General features: G+C 36.0%; 18 protein-coding genes. 8 read left to right on the forward strand and 10 right to left on the reverse strand.

Features of this window, described 5'->3' with window-relative positions; all coding sequences use genetic code 11:
* The 5 genes from A9Q93_RS08275 to pyrH form a co-directional block, all read right to left on the reverse strand.
* Positions 1–743 (reverse strand): amino acid--tRNA ligase-related protein (locus A9Q93_RS08275; RefSeq protein WP_303686918.1); only part of this gene is annotated, 743 nt, incomplete at its 3' end.
* Positions 744–891: 148 nt separating this feature from the next.
* Entirely contained in the window at positions 892–3,279 is a 2,388-nt protein-coding gene (locus A9Q93_RS08280) for an RND family transporter (RefSeq protein WP_303686919.1), read from the reverse strand.
* A gap of 79 nt (positions 3,280–3,358) precedes the next feature.
* The gene (locus A9Q93_RS08285) at positions 3,359–5,548 is read right to left on the reverse strand and encodes a DUF5686 family protein (RefSeq protein WP_303686920.1); all 2,190 of its coding nucleotides are present in this window, start codon (positions 5,546–5,548) and stop codon (positions 3,359–3,361) included.
* 129 nt (positions 5,549–5,677) lie between these two features.
* Entirely contained in the window at positions 5,678–6,232 is a 555-nt protein-coding gene (gene frr, locus A9Q93_RS08290) for a ribosome recycling factor (protein WP_303686921.1), read from the reverse strand.
* Between the two features lie 42 nt (positions 6,233–6,274).
* Positions 6,275–6,982, reverse strand: a complete 708-nt coding sequence (pyrH, locus tag A9Q93_RS08295) for a UMP kinase (RefSeq protein WP_303686922.1) — start codon at positions 6,980–6,982, stop codon at positions 6,275–6,277.
* Positions 6,983–7,341: 359 nt separating this feature from the next.
* Here pyrH and A9Q93_RS08300 point away from each other — a divergent pair, with 359 nt between their 5' ends.
* The 4 genes from A9Q93_RS08300 to A9Q93_RS08315 all read left to right on the forward strand — a co-directional run bounded on the left by A9Q93_RS08300 (position 7,342) and on the right by A9Q93_RS08315 (position 12,748).
* Complete coding sequence (locus A9Q93_RS08300) at positions 7,342–7,905, forward strand: DUF3109 family protein (protein WP_303686923.1); 564 nt, start codon at positions 7,342–7,344, stop codon at positions 7,903–7,905.
* A 364-nt stretch (positions 7,906–8,269) separates the two neighbouring features.
* Positions 8,270–9,262, forward strand: a complete 993-nt coding sequence (locus tag A9Q93_RS08305; RefSeq protein WP_303686924.1) for a ribonucleotide-diphosphate reductase subunit beta — start codon at positions 8,270–8,272, stop codon at positions 9,260–9,262.
* Positions 9,263–9,411: 149 nt separating this feature from the next.
* Positions 9,412–12,024 (forward strand): ribonucleoside-diphosphate reductase subunit alpha, encoded by a 2,613-nt coding sequence (locus tag A9Q93_RS08310; protein WP_303686925.1) that lies wholly within the window; start codon positions 9,412–9,414, stop codon positions 12,022–12,024.
* Between the two features lie 277 nt (positions 12,025–12,301).
* Complete coding sequence (locus A9Q93_RS08315; RefSeq protein WP_303686926.1) at positions 12,302–12,748, forward strand: PA2169 family four-helix-bundle protein; 447 nt, start codon at positions 12,302–12,304, stop codon at positions 12,746–12,748.
* A 69-nt stretch (positions 12,749–12,817) separates the two neighbouring features.
* Here A9Q93_RS08315 and A9Q93_RS08320 read toward each other — a convergent pair whose 3' ends face one another.
* The 5 genes from A9Q93_RS08320 to A9Q93_RS08340 form a co-directional block, all read right to left on the reverse strand.
* The gene (locus A9Q93_RS08320; protein ID WP_303686927.1) at positions 12,818–15,256 is read right to left on the reverse strand and encodes a sodium-translocating pyrophosphatase; all 2,439 of its coding nucleotides are present in this window, start codon (positions 15,254–15,256) and stop codon (positions 12,818–12,820) included.
* A gap of 422 nt (positions 15,257–15,678) precedes the next feature.
* A complete protein-coding gene (locus A9Q93_RS08325) occupies positions 15,679–16,281 on the reverse strand; it encodes a T9SS type A sorting domain-containing protein (RefSeq protein ID WP_303686928.1) in 603 nt (200 codons plus the stop codon).
* A gap of 3 nt (positions 16,282–16,284) precedes the next feature.
* Complete coding sequence (locus A9Q93_RS08330; RefSeq protein ID WP_303686929.1) at positions 16,285–17,922, reverse strand: BspA family leucine-rich repeat surface protein; 1,638 nt, start codon at positions 17,920–17,922, stop codon at positions 16,285–16,287.
* Between the two features lie 311 nt (positions 17,923–18,233).
* Positions 18,234–20,780, reverse strand: a complete 2,547-nt coding sequence (locus A9Q93_RS08335) for a DUF5686 and carboxypeptidase-like regulatory domain-containing protein (protein WP_303686930.1) — start codon at positions 20,778–20,780, stop codon at positions 18,234–18,236.
* 183 nt (positions 20,781–20,963) lie between these two features.
* Positions 20,964–21,944, reverse strand: coding sequence for a pyruvate dehydrogenase complex E1 component subunit beta (locus A9Q93_RS08340; RefSeq protein WP_303686931.1), 981 nt, complete (start codon positions 21,942–21,944; stop codon positions 20,964–20,966).
* A gap of 283 nt (positions 21,945–22,227) precedes the next feature.
* Here A9Q93_RS08340 and A9Q93_RS08345 point away from each other — a divergent pair, with 283 nt between their 5' ends.
* From A9Q93_RS08345 to A9Q93_RS08360, 4 genes are all read left to right on the forward strand, one after another.
* The gene (locus A9Q93_RS08345) at positions 22,228–22,974 is read left to right on the forward strand and encodes an electron transfer flavoprotein subunit beta/FixA family protein (protein ID WP_303686932.1); all 747 of its coding nucleotides are present in this window, start codon (positions 22,228–22,230) and stop codon (positions 22,972–22,974) included.
* A gap of 97 nt (positions 22,975–23,071) precedes the next feature.
* The gene (locus tag A9Q93_RS08350) at positions 23,072–24,040 is read left to right on the forward strand and encodes an electron transfer flavoprotein subunit alpha/FixB family protein (RefSeq protein WP_303686933.1); all 969 of its coding nucleotides are present in this window, start codon (positions 23,072–23,074) and stop codon (positions 24,038–24,040) included.
* A 100-nt stretch (positions 24,041–24,140) separates the two neighbouring features.
* On the forward strand, positions 24,141–24,752 hold the full coding sequence (locus A9Q93_RS08355) for a bifunctional nuclease family protein (protein WP_303686934.1): 612 nt from the start codon (positions 24,141–24,143) through the stop codon (positions 24,750–24,752).
* A gap of 13 nt (positions 24,753–24,765) precedes the next feature.
* Positions 24,766–26,481 (forward strand): NupC/NupG family nucleoside CNT transporter, encoded by a 1,716-nt coding sequence (locus tag A9Q93_RS08360; protein ID WP_303686935.1) that lies wholly within the window; start codon positions 24,766–24,768, stop codon positions 26,479–26,481.
* The last annotated feature ends 64 nt before the right edge of the window (positions 26,482–26,545 follow it).

A 26,545-nucleotide genomic window follows, 5' to 3' on the forward strand; every position in this document is an offset into this window, starting at 1 on the left:
ACCTCAGGTTCAATCATCCAGAATTCAGCAAGGTGACGAGACGTATTAGAATTCTCGGCTCTAAATGTTGGACCGAAGGTATATACTTGACCTAACCCCATGGCATACGTCTCTGCCTCTAACTGCCCAGAAACTGTAAGGTTAGATTCTTTTTCAAAGAAATCTTCTTTATAGTTGATGTTGCCATCTTCATCAAGCGGTGGATTCTTAGGATCTAAGGTAGAGATACGGAACATCTCACCAGCACCTTCAGCATCACTTCCTGTAATGATAGGTGTGTGTGCTTGATAAAAACCATTCTCATTAAAGTATTTATGTACTGCAAATGATAAAGCTGCTCGCACGCGCATCACAGCACCAAAGGTATTAGTGCGTACACGTAGGTGTGCTTGCTCTCTAAGTGTTTCTAGTTTATGTCTTTTAGGAGATAGAATCGTTTTCTTTACTTCTTCAGGATCTGCACCGGCAAGAACCTCAACTTTAGTAGCCTGTAATTCCACTCGCTGACCAGAACCTTCACTTTCTACTAATATACCTGTAACAGCAACAGCGCTGGCAACGGTAATTTGATCTAGCAGTTCTCGATCAAAACTCTCTGGTTCTATCACAGCCTGTAAATTATGAATGGTAGAACCATCGTTAATCGCTATGAATCTATCGTTTCTAAAACTACGTACCCAACCTTTGACGGTCATCTCGATCATACTAGGATCTGACTGGAGTATGGTGGTTATTGTCTTCATTCTGTTATTACATCTATTACAAGCGGCAAATATAATTTTTATGCACCTATAGAACAATTATTACAGCTTGTAATACATAGAGAATGTAAAAAGGTGTAAGTGCTATTGATTATTTCGCTTTCGCGAAAGCGGAAACAAGAACACTACTCTACTCTTCTTCATCTTGGACAGGCTCCACTAATGGAATAGCTGGCTTTTTAAGAGTGCGCTCGTTTGCAATACTACGTTCTAACGACAGCAGCATACTAGGTAACAGTAATAAATTTGCTGCCATTGCAAAAAGTAAAGTCGCACTTACCAAAGCTCCTAACGCCACTGTACCTCCAAAACTAGAAATCGTAAACGTAGAAAAACCAAAAAACAAAACAATAGATGTGTAAAACATGCTCACGCCAGTTTCTCTTAAGGCAGCATAGACTGACTTTTTAATACGCCAGTTATTGGCGGTAAGCTCCTGACGGTACTTGGCTAGAAAATGAATGGTATCGTCCACAGAAATACCAAAAGCGATAGAAAACACTAAAATGGTAGATGGTTTAATAGGGACTCCTAAGTAACCCATTAATCCTGCGGTAATAAGTAAAGGAAGTAAGTTAGGAACGAGTGATACAAAAATCATACGTAGAGACTTGAACATCCATGCCATGAATAAGGCTATAAGCACTATTGCCAGTGATAAGGAAAGTATCAAGTTATTGATCAGGTAATCGGTACCTTTTTGAAAAACCAATGCTTTACCTGTCAAGGAAACGTCATAACGATCATCAGGAAAAATAGTTTTTATTTTTTCTCTTAGATTTTCTTCTACACGCTCCATGCGGTCGGTTCCCATATCTTTCATAAAGGTCGTGATACGAGCGTTACGTCCTGTACTATCTACAAAACTCTTCATTAAAGAAATATCATTAGAGCTTTTCTTTACCAGTCGCGACATCGTTACAGCATCATAGGTAGATGGTAATTCAAAATATTCTGGATCGCCACCATAAAAAGCCTGTTTACTAAACTTTACGGCGCTTACAATGGATAAGGGCCTTGAAAGCTCTGGTGTTTCAATAATATGTTCTTCTAATTTATTGAGCTTTTTAAGTGTTTTAAGACCAGTGACTTTTTCATTTTTACTATAAACCACAATTTCTAGAGGCATGATTCCATCAAAGCTTTCTTCAAAGAACTTGATATCTTTATAAAATTGCATCCCTTTGGGCATGTCTTCAATAAGGCTTCCAGAAACTTTAATTTGGTAAATTCCTATAAAACTCAAGATCAACACGACTACACTTGTTATGTAAATAGGAATGCGCTGTCTTTTTACCATACGCTCATTCCAGTCTGTAAAGGAATTGATCCACGTTTTACCCAAATGCTGTAAATGACGTTCTTTAGGAATAGGTAGATAGCTGTAAATGACAGGAATAATCATTAAGCTCAATAAGAAAATAGCTATGATGCAAATACTAGCTACCACACCAAATTCCACGAGCAACTTACTCTCTGTAAAAATAAATGTAGCAAAACCGCTTGCCGTAGTCAGGTTAGTCATTAAAGTGGCATTACCTACTTTAGTAATCACACGCTGTAACGATTTAGCTTGATTACCATGATTTTTAATCTCCTGCTGGTATTTATTGATTAAGAATATACAGTTAGGGATACCTATCACAATAATCAACGGTGGTATTAAAGCAGTGAGCACAGTGATTTCATAACCTATCCACCCTAGTATCCCAAAAGCCCACATAACACCTATTACAACTGTTACAATGGAAATAAATGTGGCGCGCCATGATCTAAAAAAGAAAAAGAAAATTCCAGAGGTTACCAGTAATGCTGCAAGCAAAAACATCCCTATTTCGTCAACAATATTCTGCGCATTCAAAGTCCTGATGTAAGGCATTCCAGATGTCCTGATATCTAGATCATATGTATTTGAATAAGAGTTGACCAAAGGAACAAAGTGATCTAAAATAAATTCTTTGCGCTCTACGGTATTAACAATATCCTTCTTTAAATAAACGGCAGTGCGTATAACGCTATCATTTTCTGAATAGATTAAATTTTTATAGAATGGTAAGTCATTAAAAAGCTTTTGTTTAAAGTCTTTTAGATCTCCATTGCTATTCATTTTTTCTGAAAGCACAGGACTTACGATAAATTTTTTATTGTCTGGAGTTTTGGATAGGTTAGGTAAATTAGAAGTAGATAAAACCAGCTCAATCTCATTAAATGTAGCAAGTGAGTCTGCTAGCTCATTCCAGGCATTAAAATTTTGAAAAGTTTCTAAGTTTTTATTTTCTACACCTAGAATAATTAGGTTTCCCTCTTCACCAAATTTATCCAGAAACTGATTGTACTCTTCATTAATAGGGTGATCATCTGGCAGTAAGTTAGCCTCAGTATGCGTGAACTGCATGTGCTTCCACTGTGTAGTAAAAGCAATTGTGATAATTAAAATCAGTCCTAAAATTACCTCTCGATTACGCAAGATAAGTCTAGCGATACTGTTCCAAAATCTAAAACTGAATAACTTTTGCATGCGGGAATTTAAGGCGTGCAAAGGTACTTAAAAGACCTAAGTTAGAATCAAAAAAAAGTTAATTATGAACAGTCCAGCATTATAGCTCTAGGTAGAATGTAAATTTTAAAGCGAGGTTGTCTTCAAAATCAGGTAAAGTGTAAGCACCATATCGGTAACTAGCACTTAAACCAAAACCAAAAATTAACTTATTGAGCTCAAAACCACTTTCTAGATATCCTTTCTCTAGGGTGTTTATAGTTACATTTTGATGTCTTTCTATGTTATCTATATCGCCCCAAGCAATTTTAGAAACTAGCACAAGTTCTGGCTTTAAAAATGAAAAAATATCAAAAGGAGCAAATTTATGACGCACCTGCCCGATCATGATTTTATCAGAGAAGAATTCATTAAAATACATGGTTTCAAAACTGCGTCGCCCAGCCACTGAGAACCTTTGTAATACCTCATCTTTATTAGGTGCATTAGGGTAAGCATGAAAAAGGTGCGTTAATGGCACTTCTCCAGTGCTGTAATGTCCTTCTACAAGAAATTCTGTAAAAGAATTATCTGGTCGTTTTATAGCATACTCTGCTTTAGCCGAAAGTTTGAAGTAATTAAAGTTACTTTCTGCCAGACCTCTTATTCCTTGTGTTACTTGACCACTTAAAATAGGATACCCACGTGATATTTCTTGATAGCCTTTAGGTGTGCGCATAAAACTACTTAAAGGGCTCCATCGCGCGCCTAGAGCAACTTCTGCAAGAACATAATCAGAGAACACCTCACCTTCCTCAGGAATAAATTGATAACTAGTAGTTTGAGAAATCCGCTTTCGCGAAAGCGAGACCTCACTAATTACAGATGGAAATAAGCGCTGCTGCAGGCTCATCCCATATTGATTATATAAATAGAAGGTAGGTATATTAATTAATCGAGGCTCAAATAAAGAGTACACGCGAGCATCAGTAAGAAAACTTTCTGCAGCAAATTCTGTAATATCATCTTGCTTATAAATATTTAACCAGGTATTCTTTTCTTTATTTAATCGATAACCGATCCCGATTTTATGCTTAAAAACTGCATCTTTGGTCCCGTAAGCTAGATAACCATTAATTCTAAAGTTTTCACTCAACTTCTCATTTGTCTGACCACCCATTCCTACTCTAAAAGCCTCGTAATCATTAAACTTAACAAGATATTTCAAATCTATATCTACAAAACCCACAGGGAAGTAACCTAGTTTAAATTTATCAATAGTCTCTAGATTACGTGTAATTTTACTGGCAGCGACAATACTATCCAGATCCATGAATCTTGCCAGTTCTGTAGTAGAAAAAGCATCGTCGCCGCGGTATTTATCCCAGTAAGCTTCTTTTTGAGTTAATGCGCTGTCTTGAATCTCAATGGTTAATCCTTTCCTGCCGTAGTCAATTTCTTTATTAGTCTTAAAGTTTGCATTTATGGCCTCAATAATTAAATAAAGCTCTTCTGCAGCTTTATCATCATCATTCACTTTTTTCTCAATACCGACTTCTAACCTACCACCAAAAAGCTCTAATTCTTTCCTAGTTTTTTCTTGACGTACATATAGTTTTCTAGAACTATTATACCACAAAGCAGTCTGGTTATCATATGTAAAATCATGATAAGCTTTTATATTCAGGTCTCCAGACTTCTCAAATACTGCCCTAGCAACAGCATAATTTTCTTGATCTATAAATAAACTCCCTAAAAAAAGTACCTTATTATCATTTTTAGGTAAAAAATTTACTTTGAACACCTTTCTACCAGAAATGATAGAATCCTTTACAATCTCAAAATCGTAATAGGATAGAGCCTTTTTATTTAAAGGACTTATGTATTCTTGATCAAAAATGATATATCTAGTATCATAAACATTTTCTGACTGAAAATTAATATTATAAATAGGATACACCAGTTCTTCAAATCCTGGCATATTTGCCCCTGTAATGATCTCCTTATAACCTTCTTTCTGATTGTAGATATGTACAGATGTTTTCTCTGCAAAAAAGACTCCAGTCTTTTTGAGTGTTTTACGTAATTCTGTTTTTTTATAACCAGGTCCAGTAAGCGCCTCTGGATCTCCAGACACTTTTAAATTCTCATAAGCATCATATTTAAAGGACTCTAAGACAACAGTAGGATCATTAACTGTAGTCTTTTCCAAAACGTTCTGGATCAAGTGCTGAGCTTCTGGCATATTCTGACCTTGTGCGATAGTAATCACAAAAAGTAAAAATGGAAAAACACAATTTAAAATTTTCATTTAATGATGTATGATTGTTTCAAATGTAAAACAAGGTGCCTTTTATAAATAAGCTAGTTAAGGAATTATTAAGAACATAAAAAAACGCCAGCTATTGCGCTGGCGTTTTAATTATAACAATAACTATGATTAAACAGTCATAATTTCTTTTTCTTTAACAACTAAGTGCTCATCTATTTTTGCCACATACTTGTTAGTCAGTTCTTGAACATCACCTTCGGCATTTTTTAATAAATCTTCAGAAATGTCTAATTTCTTAAGATCGTTCATCGCAACTTTTCTATCATTACGCACTCCTATTTTTGCTTCTTCTCCTTCGGCTTTCGCTTGCTTTACAAGGTCTTTACGTCTTTCTTCAGTTAGAGCAGGCACGTTGATAATGATGCTTTCCCCATTATTCATAGGATTTAATCCTAAGTTTGCATACATGATTCCTTTTTCTATCTCAGTAATCATCCCTTTCTCCCAAGGGGTAATGCTCAAGGTACGAGCATCAGGAGTAGATACATTTGCTACTTGAGATAGAGGTGTCTGGCTTCCATAATAATCTACCATAACCGTACTTAACATCGCTGGCATCGCTTTTCCAGCACGTATACTTAATAATTGCTTCTCAAGGTGTTTGATAGCATTATCCATATTTTCTTTGGTACTATCAAGTATAAAATTTATTTCTTCTGTCATTGCAATAGTTTTATTAAATGCGCAGCAAATATATTGCCGTTTTTACAATTGTACTTTGGTTCCTATGTTTTCACCATTAAGCAACTTGATCAAATTACCATTAGTATTCATATCAAATACGATTATAGGCAATTCATTTTCTTGACTTAAAGTAAATGCGGTAGTATCCATAACCTTTAAACCTTTGCGCAATACATCGTCAAAGGTGATGTGATCAAATTTTGTAGCTGATGCGTCTTTTTCAGGATCTGCCGTATAAATTCCATCCACTCTGGTTCCTTTTAAGATAACATCTGCTTCTATTTCTATAGCTCTTAAAACGGCAGCACTATCTGTTGTAAAATAAGGATTACCTGTTCCACCGCCAAAGATAACTACACGTCCCTTCTCAAGATGTCTCATCGCTTTACGTCTTATAAAAGGCTCTGCCACTTCATTAATTTTAATTGCAGTCTGAAGTCTGGTAGGAACATGAGCATCTTCCAGCGCACTTTGTAAAGCAAGACCGTTTATTACGGTAGCAAGCATTCCCATATGATCACCTTGCACGCGATCCATACCATTACTCGCACCTGCTACTCCTCTAAAAATGTTTCCTCCACCTATAACGATGGCTACCTCAACACCTAGATCAGTAACTTCCTTGATTTCTTGAGCATATTCGGCAAGTCTTTTAGGGTCGATACCATATTGTCGCTCGCCCATTAAAGCCTCTCCAGATAATTTTAGTAAAATGCGTTTGTACTTCATAAGTATAAGATGTCTTGTGCAAATATAAATGAATTAGAAATCCTATTAAATATTTATTTTAAGTCCGCTTTCGCGAAAGCGAGATAACCATAAGCTATAATCAATTTCCCACTCTGTAGCCCATCTTCTATCTTCCCATAGGGAAGAAACCTCTGAGAGGCTCTTTTCAAATTCGAATTCAAGTTCAAGGAGTCATCGCAGAAAATTTGGCTTATGCTTCTACATTTTGTTTAAAAGCGCGTTCCAAATTTATCAGGGATCGGCTGGTAGTTTTCTCAGCGTTTGCTGATAATAGACTTAGATTTAAATTTAAGTTTAACTTTTCAAAAGGTATCTTTGCAACTTTAATATCCCTTATCATGTTTCAACTAGGAAAAACTATAGTTTCTGATGATCTTCTAGAAAAAGATTTTGTGTGCAACCTTACCGCATGCAAAGGCGTTTGCTGTGTCGCTGGTGAAGCTGGCGCACCGTTAGAAAAAGAAGAATTAGACATTCTAGATAAGGAATATGAAAATGTAAAACCATATTTACGTCCAGAGGGAATTGCCGCGATAGAAGCACAAGGTACCTGGATAGAGAGAGAAAATGGAGAACTAGAAACACCTCTAGTTGATGGTGCTGAGTGTGTTTATGCTACCTTTAAAGAAGATGGCACCGCATTATGTGGTATAGAAAGCGCTTACAGAGATGGCAAAACCACCTTTTACAAACCTATCTCTTGTCATTTGTATCCAGTGCGTATTCAAGAATACACAGATTTTAAAGCGGTAAATTACCACAAATGGCAAATTTGTGATGATGCGTGTACACTTGGAGAAGAATTAGGCGTTCCTGTATACAAATTTTTAAAAGAGCCTTTGACAAGAAAATTTGGTCAAACATGGTACTCAGAATTAGAGAACATTGCTGAAGATTTTTAGATCCATTTTCTTGAAATATGCGTTCAAAAAAATCATTCTCTTCTTTTTTCACCCTTTTCAAAAGTGAATAACTTCTCAGGAAAAAATAAATTAACGTTGTAGGATTTTACTTCAAAACTAGGCTGAGTAGTGATAAAAACTACCGTTCCAAAACTCTTGTTCTACAAATGAACCAAAAAATACGATAAACATTTAACAAGCTGTTAATCTAAAGGTTACAAGCATATTTTTAATTTTTGTTAACTTTTAAGCATGTTGAAAACTTGTGAAAAATGTAATTGTTAAACTCATGGAATCGCTCCAAAGTTGAGCCATATTTGTTAGTCCCGAGTATTAAGAAATAACAGAGAAAATTTACAGAAGCATGCAAACGACGCAAGAACCTATTTTACAAGAGAACCCAAACCGATTTGTTATTTTCCCTATTCAACATGATGATTTATGGGAATGGTACAAAAAGCAACAAGCATGCATCTGGACTGCCGAAGAAATCGATCTTCAAGTTGATCTTACGGACTGGCAAAATTCACTTAATTCTGACGAGCGTTATTTCATTAAACATATTCTTGCATTTTTTGCTGCTAGTGATGGTATTGTAAACGAGAACCTAGCAGAGAATTTTGTAAATGAAGTACAATATTCTGAAGCTAAATTTTTCTATGGTTTCCAGATCATGATGGAAAACATTCACTCAGAGACTTATTCATTACTTATCGATACTTATGTAAAAGATGAGAAAGAAAAAGACCAGCTTTTTAAAGCTATAGAGAACTTTCCTGCCATTAAATTAAAAGCAGACTGGGCAATGAAATGGATAGAGAGCCCATCTTTTGCAGAGCGTCTTATCGCTTTTGCTGCAGTAGAAGGAATTTTCTTTTCTGGTGCTTTCTGTTCTATCTTCTGGTTAAAGAAACGCGGCTTGATGCCTGGGCTTACTTTTTCTAATGAGTTGATCTCTCGTGATGAAGGAATGCACTGTGATTTTGCCGTTCACTTACACAATCATCACTTAATTAATAAAGTACCTAAAGAGCGTATTACAGAAATAATTGTAGACGCGTTAAATATAGAACGTGAGTTCATTACAGAGTCATTACCTGCTAGCTTGATAGGTATGAATGCTAAGTTGATGACTCAATATTTAGAATTTGTAACAGATAGACTGCTTGTAGAACTAGAATGCGATCCTGTTTACAACGTTACTAATCCATTTGATTTTATGGATCTAATCGGTATGGAAGGTAAAACGAACTTCTTTGAAAAAAGAGTTGGTGAATACCAAAAAGCCGGTGTAATGAATAGCACTAAGGAAGATAAGAGCACTATGGACTCATTCTCTCTTGATGCAGATTTCTAAGTAATTCAATTTCAAAAAGATACAATCTGTAAAATAGATTGTCCCATAAATAATTTAGAAGGTGTTTTTTGATGCTTTCGACACTGTTAACCCTAATTAATGAGAAAGGGAATGGAATCCTTTTCTCATAACCCAAAACCGAGTTCATTATGTTTGTAGTAAAAAGAGATGGCCACAAAGAGCCAGTAATGTTTGACAAGATCACAGCGAGAGTACGTAAATTATGTTATGGCTTGAGTAACCATGTAGATCCTGTTAAAGTAGCCATGAGAGTTATTGATGGATTGTACGATGGAGTTACTACAAGTGAATTGGACAATCTAGCGGCAGAAACTGCTGCAACGATGACTACAGCTCATCCAGACTACGCAAGACTTGCTGCACGCATCTCTGTTTCTAACTTACATAAGAACACAAAAAAGACCTTTAGTGACGTAGTAACTGATCTTTATGAATACGTTAATCCACGTACGAATAAAAAGGCACCTATGATCTCTGACGAGGTTTACAAAGTAATACAAGATAATGCAGACCGTTTGAACTCGGCCATTATTTATAATCGTGATTTTGGGTACGATTACTTTGGGTTTAAAACATTAGAGCGCAGTTATTTATTAAAAATAAACGGTCAGATTGCAGAACGTCCACAGCACATGTTAATGCGTGTGTCTGTAGGAATACATATCGATGATCTTGATGCTGCTATCGAGACTTATGAGTTGATGTCTAAAAAGTTCTTCACTCATGCAACACCTACCTTATTTAACGCTGGTACGCCTAAACCTCAAATGTCTTCTTGTTTCTTATTGACAATGCAAGATGATAGTATAGAAGGTATTTATGATACATTAAAGCAAACAGCTAAAATCTCGCAAAGCGCCGGCGGAATAGGTTTGTCTATTCACAACATACGCGCTAGAGGTTCTTACATAGGTGGTACTAATGGTACTTCTAACGGTATAGTTCCTATGCTTAAAGTATATAACGACACTGCTCGTTATGTAGATCAAGGTGGAGGAAAACGTAAAGGTTCTTTTGCTATTTATATGGAGCCATGGCATGCAGATATTTTTGATTTCCTAGATCTTAAAAAGAATCACGGTAAAGAAGAAATGCGAGCAAGAGATTTATTCTATGCCATGTGGATCTCAGATCTTTTCATGAAGCGTGTAGAACAAAATGAATCTTGGACCTTAATGTGTCCACATGAATGCCCTGATCTTTATAATGTGCACGGCGATGAGTTTGAAGCATTGTACACTAAATATGAACAAGAAGGAAGAGGACGCAAAACCATTCATGCACGTGAGCTTTGGGATAAAATTTTAGAATCTCAAATTGAAACCGGTACACCGTACATGTTGTATAAAGATGCAGCAAATAATAAGTCCAATCAAAAGAACCTGGGTACTATTAGATCATCAAATCTTTGTACTGAGATCATAGAATACACCGCACCAGATGAGGTAGCTGTTTGTAATCTAGCATCTATTGCGCTACCTATGTTTATAAAAGATGGTGCTTTTGACCATAAAGCATTGTATAAAGTTACAAAAAGAGTAACACGCAACTTGAATAAAGTTATTGATCGCAACTACTATCCTGTAAAAGAAGCAGAGAATTCTAACTTGCGTCATAGACCTGTAGGATTAGGTATTCAAGGACTTGCTGATGCTTTTATCATGTTGCGCTTACCATTTACAAGCGATGAAGCAAAAAAACTTAATGCAGAAATTTTTGAAACATTATACTTTGCAGCTTGTGAAGCCTCTATGGAAATGGCACAAGAAGAAGGTGCTTATTCTACATTTGCTGGTTCACCTATGTCACAAGGACAGTTTCAATATAACATGTGGAATATCAATGACGACCAATTAAGCGGTAGATGGAATTGGGCAGACTTAAGAACTAAAGTAATGGAGCATGGTGTAAGAAACTCACTTCTTGTTGCACCTATGCCTACAGCGAGTACATCGCAAATACTTGGAAACAACGAAGCCTTTGAACCTTATACTTCTAACATTTATACGCGTAGAACTCTTTCTGGTGAGTTTATAGTAGTGAACAAACACCTGTTAAAAGACCTTGTAGATTTAGGGCTTTGGGATGATAGCTTGAAAAATGCTATTATGAGAAATAACGGTTCTATTCAAGCAATTGAAGGAATCCCAGAAGACATTAAGGAACTATACAAAACAGTTTGGGAATTGAAGATGAAAGACATTATCGATATGTCTCGAGAAAGAGGTTACTTCATTGATCAATCACAATCCCTGAACCTGTTCATGGAAAATGTTACTACTTCAAAGTTGACCTCTATGCATTTTTATGCTTGGAAGAGCGGTTTGAAAACTGGAATGTACTACCTGAGAACAAAAGCTGCGGTAGACGCGATCAAGTTTACCGTAACTAAGGAAAAGAAAGCCGCACCAGTAGCTGCACCTGCTCCAGTGAGTACTCCTGTTATAAATACAGCAGCCCCAACACAGGCAGCAAATACCTTAAGAGCGCAACAAGTTCAAAAGCCTGCTCCTGTGACAGCTCATACACCAGCTGCTCCGGCACCAGGACAGACACAATCGCTATTTGTAGATGATAGCGCGCCTGCTGCGGCAAATGTCATGAATCAAGCGCAACCTATCGTAAACACTAATGTGGTTACAGAGAGTGAAGAAATGAGTGCCGAAGAGTACAAACTCATCTTACAACGCGCCAAAGAAGCTGCCAGCAATGGTGATGACTGCGAGATGTGTGGTTCTTAGAATAGCGACGATTATTCATATTTAAAAAGCCCGATCTTATTGATCGGGCTTTTCTATTAATTGTTATTGCGCTTTCGCGAAAGCGGAATCATTTATATCTCTTTTGAAAATCTTTTAAAACACGTCAATAGTTAATTCATTTAACACATTTTGAATCTAATTTGTTCAAAGCCTAAATTTATACTAAGCTTAGTGTAAACCTATCTTAATCGCTACTTTCTAACTGTACTATTAATCTATATTGTAGACATAATTAATAACCATACAAACAAATACAATGAATTACACAAAAGAAGTATCCCAAAAATTAAACGATTTACTAACTAAGAACTACGACGCTGAGGCTGGTTATAAACTTGCCAAAGAACAAGTTGATAGCACTAGATTGCAAAATTTCTTTGATACACAAGCTCAAGAGCGTTACAACTTTGGACATGAGTTAAAAGAAGAAATAAGAAGTTATGGTGAAGAAGTTGATAAAGGAACAAGTTTAAAAGGTGACGCCCATCGTGCTTGGATGAATTTGAAGTCGACTTTTACATCTGATAACGAAGAAGCGATTTTAGAAGAAGCAATCCGTGGTGAGAAAACTGCTGTTGAAGAATATAACTCAGTTATTTCAGAAACGACATTACCACCATCTACAAAAAATATTTTAACTAAGCACAGAGATGAAATTCTCAACTCATTAATTAGAGTAACTGCAATGGAAGAAATAGCATAAGGAAATAGTAATTAATATAAAAGCCGTCTCATTTTCATGAGACGGCTTTTTAAATATAAATGAGTATTCTTATTTAAAACTAGCTACATTAGTATCTAGTTGCGCTATTTGAGCATTTACCTCAGCTTTAGTACCTGTAAAATGATGTGTTTTAGAAACGGTAGCACCATTTACCTTGCGTTTAATGGTAACATTTGCAGATACTAGTCCTGTTTCTTCATCGACTGTTTTTTGTATATCTATATCTTGTATAACAGTACTATCATCATTTAAAGCCATTTCCTCAATAGTAATAACCTTTGAAGTATTAGGAGCAGCCGCTTGCTCATCAACCGTATGACCACCTAATATAGGAGCGATTACTAAACCTATCAAACAAGTCAACTTAATTAAAATGTTCATAGAAGGTCCAGATGTGTCTTTAAAAGGATCTCCTACCGTATCTCCGGTCACTGCTGCCTTGTGTGCATCAGAACCTTTATAAGTCATCTCACCGTTAATTTTCACACCTGCTTCAAATGATTTCTTTGCATTATCCCAGGCTCCACCAGCGTTGTTCTGGAAAATTGCCCATAGCACTCCACTTACGGTAACTCCTGCCATGTAACCACCTAACATCTCTGCAATAGCAAGATGATCCATCCCAAAAAGCATAGGAACAAAAGCAATAACTAAAGGAAATCCTATGGTAAGAACTCCAGGTAATAACATTTGTTTTAAAGATGCTTGCGTAGAAATATCTACACACTTATCGTATTCTGGTTTACCAGTTCCTTCCATTATTCCCGGAATATCTCTAAACTGCCTTCTTACTTCTTCTACCATTTCCATGGCTGCTTTTCCTACGGCATTCATTGCAAGAGCACTAAATACCACTGGCACCATTCCACCTACAAATAACATGGCAAGTACTGGCGCTTTGAAAATATTGATACCGTCTATTCCCGTAAAAGTTACATAAGCAGCAAATAGAGCTAATGAAGTTAAAGCTGCACTAGCAATTGCAAAACCTTTACCAGTTGCTGCAGTAGTATTACCTACAGAATCTAAAATATCAGTTCGCTCACGTACGATAGGTTCTTGCTCGCTCATTTCTGCAATTCCGCCAGCGTTATCAGATATAGGACCGAAAGCGTCGATCGCTAATTGCATTGCTGTTGTTGCCATCATCGCACTAGCTGCAAGAGCCACTCCATAAAAACCTGCAAAAGCATAAGAAGCCCAAATCGCACCAGCAAATAACAATACGGATGGGAATGTAGAAATCATACCTGTTGCAAGACCTGCAATAATGTTAGTTCCTGCTCCAGTAGAGGATTGTTGTACAATTTTTAAAATAGGCTTTTTACCTAATCCTGTATAATACTCCGTAACTGAAGATATCACCGCTCCTACTACTAGTCCTACCAGCGTAGCATAGAAAACATTCATTGATGAGATCTCAACAATCCCTTCTCCAAAAAACTCCATTTCCATCGTTTCAGGAAGCATCCACGTACAAAGTCCAAAACATGCTGCAGCAACCAGTACTATACTAGTCCAGTTACCTACATTTAAAGCTCCCATAACTTGAGCTTCTTTAGCATCATTACTTTTAATTTTTACAAGCATAGTACCTATTACGGAGATAATAATTCCTACACCTGCAATAGCCATAGGTAAAAGAACCGGACCTATACCACCAAATCCTTCACTGACGATATTGCCACCCATATCTTTAATGACATAGTTTCCTAAAACCATTGCTGCAAGAACAGTCGCTACATAAGAGCCGAATAAATCGGCACCCATTCCAGCAACATCACCTACATTATCACCTACATTATCTGCAATAGTTGCTGGGTTGCGAGGATCATCTTCAGGAATTCCTGCTTCTACTTTACCTACAAGGTCAGCGCCTACGTCTGCGGCTTTGGTGTAAATTCCACCACCTACACGTGCAAATAGGGCAATAGACTCAGCTCCCAGTGAGAAACCAGCCAGTGTTTCTAGAACAATAGTCATGGCATCTGTATCGGTCCATTCTCCACCCATAAAATAGTGGTAGAAAAATATAAAGAATGCTGTGAGCCCTAAAACGGCAAGACCTGCAACACCTAAACCCATTACAGTACCACCGCCAAAAGATATTTTTAAAGCATTAGGCAAACTCGTACGAGCGGCTTGAGTAGTTCTTACGTTAGTTTTAGTTGCAATTTTCATCCCTATATTTCCAGCATAGGCAGAAAATACGGCACCAAAAATAAATGCTATTACAATCAACCAGTGTGTAGTAGGTACTACAAGAGAGACTACAAAAAGCGCTACACTTACGATAGCTACAAAAATAGCTAGTAGTTTATATTCAGCTTTTAAGAAGGCAAGAGCGCCTTCATAAATGTAATCTGAAATCTCTTTCATTTTCCCATCACCAGCATCTTGTTTTAATACCCAAGATTTTTTGGTAAACATGTAAAGTAATCCTAAGGCTGCCAGAACGAGTGGCATGTAAATCATGTATGATTCCATAAATATGTAGTTTGGTTTTAAATTCTTGCTAATGTAATAAAATTATGTTAACAAAACCATCCTTATGATAATCACAGATACGACTTGTTGCGAGAAACATATTTGTGTTAAGAACCACTTTTACGATTAGTTCTAGTTTGTCTAAAAATGCAAGGAGCCTATATGAAAACCACCTTTACCTTTAAAAGAATTTCAGCATCAAAAATTTATAAAACTCACACTTTATGACTTGCTCGCTTAGATCGTTTTGCCTTGATCTTTCTAGTAGCGCTATTATGTCCTTTTTAAATTTTACCGATAGCTCATAAAAAGAAAACAATGAAGCTGGTAAAAAGTGTGATCTCGCTTTCGCGAAAGCGGAAAATAAAGAAGCCCATTTACACTTAAGTAAAAGGGCTAGATTATTTTGAATTATTAGAAAATTACTCTTTTATCAATTTTAAAACAGAGCTACTTTGATTTCCTTTTACCTCAACAAAGTACAATCCTGAATCCAAATGATCTATTTGTATCTCTTGATTTAACGTTGGAACATCTAACTTTTCTTTACAAACGATTGCTCCTAGCGTATCATAAATCGTGTATTCCTTAAACGCTAAATTGCTGGTTAAACTAATCGAGTTTTGAGCTGGATTAGGATAAAGGCTCACTTCTAATAAATTATTATCATTTAAACTTGCAGTCATGTCTACGTTTGTCGTCTCAAGATTAGTAATGATTGGAAAGTTGAAATCAAAATAAATCTCGGCTTGATTAGAAAAATCATCACCTAAAACTAAGGTATCCACAGTTTTGATTTTAAACAATACATAACCTTGACTAGCTGGCGCGGTAAATGGCAACATGATGTTGTCAAAAAAGAATTCTACTTTATTACCTTCAGTTATTGTAGTAGTATAGTCGTGACTCGCACTTAGTGGTGTTAATGTTGTAATATCATATTTTGTAGTATCTATATAATCTACTATTCTTACATTTACAGCGCTCGCCGTTCCTTCATTTTCAAATCGGATTCTATAATCCACATATTAACCTACCATACTTGGTGTTATTCTATTGCCTTGTAAACAAGTCTTGTCGTTAGGGTCGTAAGAATTCACAACCTGTTGTTTTATATTAAACACATTATCTAATGGCGTTGAATCGTTAAGAGCAGGGTTAATTATAGCTGTAAAGTTAATAACATCATTACTATTTAAAGGAAAATTAGGATCTGTAGGTGTGTTGAGATTCATAGTGAATTCAATCTCACGAGTCTCAAATGGATCAAGATCTATAAAATCCCAACTCAACATTCCTGTACTTGAAGATGTAGTAGCTGGATTTGAATTAAGAAAATCCATAAAGTCATCTTCGTAAGTAAAATCTACAGAACCTGATAATCTTGTGTTTCCTTTGTTTTTATAAATGAGTTTGTAGTTCGTATCAAAACCTGGTCTGGCACCTTCTAATGGTAGGATGGTTATTTCTAAGTCATCAATTGGGGTTGTTGCGGTGACGCAGAAATCTTGGTTGACAATTCCTGAAGGTGTAATGGTAATTATTATTGAATCTGGAGTAATATTGAAAAGCTGAGAATCAACAATTGGAACAACCGTATAATTACCTGGTCTTAGGTTTGCGCTATAAGCGCCATCAATGGTAAAATAATTAAATGAATAATTCCCATCGTTAACATTTACAGCGATAGTATTTACATTTATATCTAAAAAATCACAACCATTCTGATCTCCATCTAAAAGAATATTTCCGATCAATGTTTGATTAGAGCAATTAGAAGCTTGTCGATCATTAGTAATAGTCCAACCTCGATTGTTAAGCTGAGACCTTGAAAAAACATCACAATATTCAAAATTTGAAATACCCAAATTCTTATTAATTAATTGAAGGTTTAAAAAATTGCGAATTAACGCATCATAATTATATGTATCTAAGTTTGCAGAAAATAGCATGTCTTGTAAATTCGCGGTTTGTTGAAAATCCCAAGAAGATAGATCTTGATTAAAATCTGCGGCTCCCAAAAACATGTATGTGAAATCAATCACATTAGCAACATCCCAGCTCCCTATAGGTTGATTAAATAGTATTGCCGAATTAAACATCTCATCCATATTTATAACATTTGAAACATCCCAATTAGAAATATTGATATTAAAAGTCCAATTTAATCTGAAGGTACCGCTCATATCAGTAACGTTGGACACATCCCATGCAGAAATATCTGAATTAAAATTTTTAGCACCATTAAACATGTTTGACATACTTGTTACCTGAGATAAGTTGGGATGGTCAACAGAATTAATAACTAGATTCTGACATCCTTCAAACGCACCTTCCATGGTTTGAAATTGTGAGAATCCCCATTGAACTACTTCTAATGGCTCATTACGATTAAAAGAGAAAGAATCAATTTGACCATTTAAATATATTGTATAATTACCGTTTATATTATATGTATGAGAAACAAGCCTATTTTGGCTATTAGGAAAAAAAGATGTTTGTCCATCTCCCCAATTGATACTAACATTACCTACGTGAGTTATGTAAAAATTATATGTAGAATTTCCAGAACTGCTTAAATCAACTTCAAAAACAAAATCATCAGCAGTCTGCGCAGTTGCAACAAAACCAAAAAACAAAACAGCCAGAAAAGTAAAAAGCCTCATAAAAATATAATTTGCGCTAAAATAGAAGATTATCTCGGCATATTCCTACAAAAGAGGAGTTTATACGATCTCGCTTTCGCCCTGAGCTGCCTCAGGATAAACGTCTATTTTCAAAAAAGAAAATAAAAAACGATAAAAAAGTAAAAAATAAGATTAGGATCATAGCTAGCCGATACCGCTATGCAGTGGTATGAAAGATGAAACGAATTGGTTAAAATCTATTGAAATAAATTTCTAACAGATCCCTGATAAATTTGGAAAAAGCAATTTCTTGAAGTTATAATTCTCGAGCCAAATTTTCTGGGATATACCTAAAAAGAAAATCCAAAACTACCTGTAATCGCCATAGAACGTGCGTCAGGCAAGAAGTTATAGCCACCTCTAAAACTGACGTCTAGTCTTAGAATTTTAAAAATGTTCCCTATTCCTGCACTGTATTCCCAAAATACATCTTCTGGAGCTAGGTAATTAATGTTTCCTGCATTAAGCGCAATGTTCTCATCGCTTATTTTTCCATACACCGCACGTATTCCTACAAGCTCTCTCAGGTTAAGATCACGCAATCCTGGAATTCTAGAAAATATACGACCGTTGAAATTGTGATTTAAGTGCATGGTAACATATTCATCAGTTACAAATTCGTAGAAATTGAGCGTATTAAAAGCACCTGTTAAATTAAAGTAAGTCTGGTTACCAGGGACAACATTTAATAAAGCTAGTGGTACCTCTCCAAAGGTTTTACCTGCTTCCACTCTTGCCGTTAATCTCCCAAAAGGACCTAACTGAAATGGATGACTGTAGTAAAACTGGACTTTATCAAAATTAAAATCACTTTCTAAAAAACCGTCAAAACCCTTAGTATAACTAGCATAAAGAATAGGATATTCACCACTGTTAATAAGCGTTCTATCCACTCCATAGTTAGACGTTTTACGGCCTGGAGTGTAAGTCATAGTTAAAGAAGCATCTGCTTGTCTTGTTTCTGTAGCGATACCATTAGGTGAATCAGGATCAAAGTAATCCAAACTAAAAATATCTGGTGCACCACTTTTTATAGTTCGATAACTGGTACCTAATCTAAATTCTAGATTGTATTTGGGTTCAAAACTAATTCCTAAAGTTGTCAAATTAATACTAGAAAGACTATTATTATTACCTGCAGTTATTAGTGAACTTGAAGCGAGACTACGTCCCAAAACATCATTTGTATTGGTCAAGCTAGCACCTAATTGCTCTATATCTCTGCGGTTCCCACCAGATATGGTAAGCCTACTTTTCTTATCAATCAACCATTTACCAGCTAGACCATATTTAAACTGATCATCTTTGAAACCATAAGCTAGATAACCTTCCAGTCGCCATAAATCATTTGAAGTAAAAAAGGTTCTTCCACCTAACCTCACTCGCATACCTTCTACCTGATTAAATCCTAAAAGTCCGAAAACAGGCCCTATATCAAAGTTATCTACCTCATAATATCCTGAGGCAAGAATGGTTCCTATGTTATAAAGACGCTTGAACTTTTTATTAGTTTTGAGCGTGTCCAGCATGGTATAAATTTGCTTTTCGTCTTTATTTAATTTTTCTAATCGATTCTCGTCCCAATATTCCTCACTGCGATCATAAATCAAAGGATCATAATCATTTACCCTACGTTTGTAAAAATCGTCTTCTTTTTTAATGTCAAATTGATAGTTATCAAACAAGGTGGTACGCTTACCGTAAATACCTTTAGACTTCTCTTTCTTATTAAGTGCAAAATCACTCATGAAGTAATCTCTGGTAATCAAGAAAAGGCTGTCGTTTAGTACATCATATTCCTGCTCGATGTAAATTTCTTTTACCCAATTCACATTAGCACTTTTAGTTGCTTGTAAATTAATTTCTTTGATGGCATAAGAATCGGTAGCCACCCAAAAGTCTCCTTTAAAAGTAAGCTCTCCTTTGCGACGCGGATAATAAATAATGTTATAAGCCTCTACTCCATCAACCATAGCCGTATCTCTAAGCACATAATTATAGGTATCTATTCCAGCTTTACCTACCGGACTCGTAAAACTCTTATCAAAAAACTTTAAGTAACGCTCGTACACGTCAATATCTGCATAGAGGTCTTTTACAAAGGCTATAATGGTTTGATTATCAGAAAAACCAGAGTTTTTATTTGCTTTAACTACTTCTTTCTCTTTATTTAATTCATTATCTCCATATACTGAAGCCAGCGATTCATTAATAAAAATGGGTAGATAGGTTTTTCCGGTCACTCGACTGGTGTCAGCATAATTAAAAATGAATTCCATTCCATTGAATAGCTTTGAGTTGATCATAGCACTATCAATCGTATTCATATCAAATTCTAGCTTCTCATACTTATCGTACTGGTATTGTTTAAATTGAGACAGTCCATTTTTACGTCTATTTTCCCAGACTTTGCGTAAGATGTCAATGGCTGGGTTGTTTTTTTTAGAAGTTTTTCCAGTATATACCACTACAGCATCCAGCTCAGCAGTGTCAGTTTCAAGAGTTATTTTTAAATCTGTAGAAACTCTTGATTCTAAAGTAATGGTTTGCGTTTTATATCCTACAAAGGAGAACTCCACCGTTTTATAGGTTTGGTCAGATTGCAGGTAGAATCTTCCATTATCGTTAGAGATTGTTCCTTCACTAGAGTTAGGAAAAATAACATTAGCAAATGGTACTGGATCACCAAATTCGTCATAGATAACACCACCTACTTTGGTTTGAGCAACTACAGTAGCGGTTACTAACAAGAATCCTAATAGTAACACATGTTTTGAGAATAGACTGTAGGAGTCTCGCTTTCGCGAAAGCGGTATACTTACCTGTCCTTTATGCATGCAACTAACTTTTATTATACCGGATTTTATATATTTTTTCATAAGCAATATGCAAAAATCAAATGTAGGACTACTGGATTAAATGCTAGTTGTATAACTATAAAAAAGTTGTGATATTCTTTGAGAAGCAAAAAAACCCAGCTTATCGAGCTGGGTTTTAAAATATAGTATAATGTATACTTATTATTTTTTATACATTACTTTCTTTACACCTTCTATCACATCTTTGTGATTAGGCAACCACTCTTCAAAAAGAACTGGAGAATACGGCGCTGGTGTGTCTTGTGTGTTTATTTTATAAATAGGCGCGTCTAGATAATCAAATGCTTCTGCTTGAACCATATGAGAAATCTCTGTAGACACGTTACCAAATGGCCATGCTTCTTCAAGAATAATCAAACGGTTTGTTTTCTTAACTGATTTTAAGATCGCTTCTTTATCATATGGACGTACTGTTCTTAAGTCAATGATTTCACAAGAAATACCATCTTTTTCTAGCTCATCTGCAGCTTTGTAAGCTTCTTTTATAATCTTACCAAAAGAAACGATAGTTACATCAGCTCCTTCTCTTTTTACCTCAGCTACACCTATAGGAAGTACGTATTCATCTTCTGGCACCTCACCTTTATCACCATACATTTGCTCAGACTCCATGAAGATTACTGGATCATCATCACGTATAGCTGCTTTAAGAAGTCCTTTTGCATCATAAGGATTAGAAGGAACGATTACTTTAAGACCAGGTGTGTTTGCAAACCAGTTTTCAAAAGCTTGTGAATGCGTAGCAGCTAGTTGACCAGCACTTGCCGTAGGACCACGGAAAACGATAGGACACTTAAATTGCCCACCAGACATCTGGCGTATTTTTGCAGCGTTATTAATTATTTGATCAATTCCTACCAGTGAGAAATTAAAGGTCATGTACTCTACTATAGGACGGTTACCTGTCATAGTAGAACCTATAGCGACACCAGCAAAACCTAGCTCTGCAATAGGTGTGTCAATCACACGCTTAGGACCGAATTCATCTAACATTCCTTTAGAAGCTTTGTATGCTCCATTATATTCTGCAACCTCTTCACCCATTAGGTAAATGGCCTCGTCACGTCTCATTTCTTCACTCATCGCCTCGCATATAGCCTCGCGAAATTGTATTGTCTTCATATATTATGTGTGTAGAATAGCATCCAATTATAAGAAACAAAAATAACCTACATATTAATAGGATGCGAAAAAAATTGATTAAAATATCTCTTTTAAATCACGATATCGTTTTAAATCTAAGAACTTTCTGTACTTCCACTCAACTTAAAGCTGGTGCGACATGAAAATGTAATTAATTGACAGATAAAATTTAAACAAAATTTTATTATGCATGCATAGTTTATTAGTTGTTTTTTACTTAATTTCGCAAACGATTGAAAAAGAAATTTAAAGACTTTAAAATATGAAAATATTAGTTTGTATCAGTCACGTACCAGATACCACTTCAAAAATCAATTTTACAGATAACGATTCTCAATTTGACACAAGCGGTGTACAATTTGTTATTAATCCTAATGACGAATTTGGTCTTACTCGCGCAATGTGGTTTAAAGAAAAACAAGGTGCTAGCGTAGATGTTGTAACCGTAGGTGGTGCTGAGGTAGAACCTACTTTAAGAAAAGCACTAGCAATAGGTGCAGATACTGCAATACGAGTAGACACTCCAGCGGTAGACGGTTATCAGGTTGCAAAACAATTAAGTGCTGTAGTTAAAGATGGTGGTTACGACCTAGTAATTGCAGGTCGTGAATCGATAGATTATAACGGTGGTATGGTACCAGGAATGGTTGCTGCCATGACAGGTGCTAGTTTTGTAAACACTTGTATATCTTTAGAAATTGAAGGCGATACTGCCACAGCAATACGCGAGATAGACGGCGGTAAAGAAACTTCTACTGCTACACTTCCACTAGTTATAGGTGGTCAGAAAGGTCTTGTAGAAGAAAGCGACTTAAGAATCCCTAACATGCGTGGTATCATGATGGCGCGTAAGAAACCATTAAATGTAGTTCCTGCAACTGACGCCAGTTCAGAAACTAATACCGTTTCCTTTTCAAAGCCAGAGCCTAAAGGTGCTGTTACTCTTGTGGAGGCAGATAATCTAGATAAATTAATTGACTTACTTCATAACGAAGCAAAAGCAATTTAAATTTTAGGGATTCATATTAATCTCGCTTTCGCGAAAGCGGAATTACAAATAAAATATTAAGTAAACGTCCTCTTTATGGACGCAAAAAATAAAATATATGTCAGTACTCGTATATACAGAATCAGAAAATGGTAGTTTTAAAAAAACTGCTTATGAAGTAGCTAGCTATGCAAAAGGTGTTGCCGATATGATGGGAACAGATGTTGCCGCAATTTCTTTTAATGCAAATGATGCTGGAGATTTAGGAACTTATGGTGTAAACAGATTGCACAATGTAAGCGACTCAAAATTAGATAAGTTTAATGCCGCTGCTTATGCAAACGCTATCGCACAAGCTGCTAAGGCAGAAGGCGCAAAAGTAGTTGTGATAAGCTCTAGCGCAGACTCTAGATACTTAGGCTCGCTAGTAAGCGTACATTTAGAAGCAGGATATGTTTCTAATGTTACAGAGCTGCCTTCTTCTACAGATCCTTTTACAGTAAAAAGAACAGTTTTTACTAACAAAGCTTTCTCAAATACCGCCATCACAACAGATGTGAAGTTAGTAGGCTTGTCTAAGAACGCTTACGGTCTTAAGGAAAATGCGACAGAATGTGCCGTACAATCTTTTGAGCCATCCTTAAATGACAACGACTTTTCAGTTACAGTTCAATCGGTAGATAAAGCAACTGATAAGGTAACAATTGCAGATGCCGAAGTTGTGGTAAGTGCAGGTCGCGGAATGAAAGGTCCAGAAAACTGGGGCATGATTGAGGAACTAGCAGACGTATTAGGTGCTGCAACAGCATGTTCTAAACCAGTAAGTGATTTAGGATGGAGACCCCATGGAGAACACGTAGGACAAACAGGAAAGCCTGTTGCCTCTAATTTATATATCGCTATAGGTATTTCTGGAGCTATCCAGCACCTTGCTGGTATCAACTCTTCTAAAGTAAAAGTAGTTATTAATACTGATCCTGAAGCACCTTTCTTTAAGGCTGCAGACTACGGTGTGGTAGGAGATGCTTTTGAAGTAGTACCTGCATTAATTGACAAATTAAAAGCGTTTAAAGCTGCAAATGCTTAATTTTCTCCTTAGTTAATTAAGATTTTATTAGATTTAAGGCTGTGCAATAAGAGAAAAAGCTCATTTTTGCACAGCTTTTTTTTATCTAAGATTAAAACCCATGAGTCTAAAACGACTTAACATACGCGGAATTTCTTATAGTCAAACTCAAAACGGCGCCTATGCGCTTGTTTTAAAAGAGGTAGATGGACCGAGACAGCTTCCTATAGTCATAGGAGCCTTTGAGGCGCAAAGTATTGCTATCGCTCTTGAAAAAGAATTGAGCCCGCCACGACCTCTTACACATGATTTATTTAAAAGTTTTGCCCAACGTTTTTCTATAGTTGTAAAGCAAGTTATAATTCATAAACTTGTGGACGGTGTTTTTTACAGCAGTCTTATTTGTGAAAGAGATAAAATTGAAGAAATCATTGATGCTCGAACTAGTGATGCTATTGCTCTTGCCGTAAGATTTAAAGCTCCTGTATTTACGTATGAAAATATTCTAGAAGAGGCTGGAATACAACAACACATCAAACCAGATAAAGAGTTGCAAATGGAAGAGTTTGAGAAAGAAGACATGATTGAAGATTTAATTACGTCTGCATCTCAAGACTCTAATGATTACAGTGAGTTTTCTTTATCTGACCTTAACAAAATGCTAGGTGAAGCTGTAGCAAATGAAAATTATGAACTTGCCGCTCAAATCAGAGACGAAATATCTAAACGATAACCTTTATAAACTTATGAATTTCAATATCGCTAGATTTTTCACGCTTGTTGTATTCTTATTTACAGCACAAGTGTTATTCTCTCAGGAAAGCACACCTATAAATGGGACATGGATAATTGATAACGTACAAACCAGTGAAGAATTTGAAGGTTCTGTACACCAGCTAGACAGTATTACCTTTAAGAATCAGGACTATAATTATTATACTGGTGTAGACAGTTTAAACTCTCAAGGAAGATTTATTCTTCAAGGTGATTTTATTGCATTGTATCCAGATCAAGATAACCAAAGTTTCAAAAAGTTTGACCTTGAAAAAGTGGCTGGAGATAGCCTAAGTTTAAAAACTAATGAGTCCACCTATAATTTACTTTTGAAAAAAGAAGTAGTTCTAGAAAAGAACGTAGAAATAAAGAATGATTTAGGATTCAGCTTTGAGAGTTTTTACCGTGGACTCATAGGAATGTCGTTTATTCTCGGATTTTGTTTTTTACTCAGTAAAAACAGAAAGAAAATAGACTGGAGACTTGTTATTGTTGGGATTACACTACAAATTGTTTTTGCTATTTCAGTGCTTAAATTTGAAAGTGTCGCTTATGTTTTTGACTCCATTTCTACAGGTGTTGTTAGATTCCTTGCAGTAAGTGAAGCCGGTGCAGAATTTGTTTTCGGTAATTTGATAGACGTAAGAGGTAGTTGGGGTTATGTATTTGCTTTTAAGGTACTTCCTACTATCATCTTCTTTTCTGCTTTCACATCGTTATTATATTACCTAGGGATTCTTCAAAAGGTGGTTTATGTCCTAGCATGGATCATGAGTAAAACCATGAGATTAAGTGGTGCAGAATCACTTGCCGCAGCCGCAAATATTTTTATAGGCCAGACTGAAGCACCTCTTGTGGTTAAACCTTATCTAGAGAAAATGACCAAATCTGAGATTTTATGCCTGATGGTAGGTGGAATGGCGACCATAGCAGGTGGAGTTCTTGCCGCTTTCATAGGCTTCTTAGGAGGAGAAAGTGAGGCCCAACAAATTCTTTTTACAAAGCACTTACTTACAGCATCAATCATGAGTGCTCCAGCAGCAATTGTCATTGCAAAAATGCTTTTTCCTGAAGAAGACAAAACAAAAATTGATCGATCTTTAAAAGTATCAAAAGATAAAATAGGGTCTAATATCTTAGATGCTATTTCACGTGGTACTACAGACGGACTAAAGCTAGCGGTAAATGTAGGAGCTATGCTTCTTGTTTTCACCGCACTTATTGCAGTGGTAAACTTTGGACTTAAAGACCTATTAGGAGAATACACAGGACTTAATTCTATCATTGAATCTTCCAGTAATGGTAGATACGATGGTTTTTCTATGCAATATATTTTAGGAAATCTATTTGCTCCTATCGCATGGATCATAGGCGTTCATGCAGACGACATTGTTCTTGTAGGTCAATTATTAGGAGAAAAAACCATTTTAAATGAGTTTATCGCCTACGGCTCGTTAAAAGATTTAAAAGAGGCCGGAAAAATAGCACATCCTAAATCTATCATTATTGCCACTTACGCCTTATGTGGTTTTGCAAACTTTGCCTCTATAGGAATACAAATAGGAGGAATAGGCGTACTTGCACCAGGTCAACGTAAGACATTAGCCGCTTTTGGAATCAAGGCGCTTATAGGAGGAACCTGCGCTGCATTACTTACCGCAACAATAGCAGGAATGCTCTTCGGCTAAAAAAAACAAGCATTTAGTATTTTATAAAAAATTTAGCTTACTTTTATAATGATGTTAACGTTTT

The sequence above is a fragment of the Nonlabens dokdonensis genome (assembly GCF_002162835.1).
Classification (GTDB): Bacteria; Bacteroidota; Bacteroidia; order Flavobacteriales; family Flavobacteriaceae; genus Nonlabens; species Nonlabens dokdonensis_B.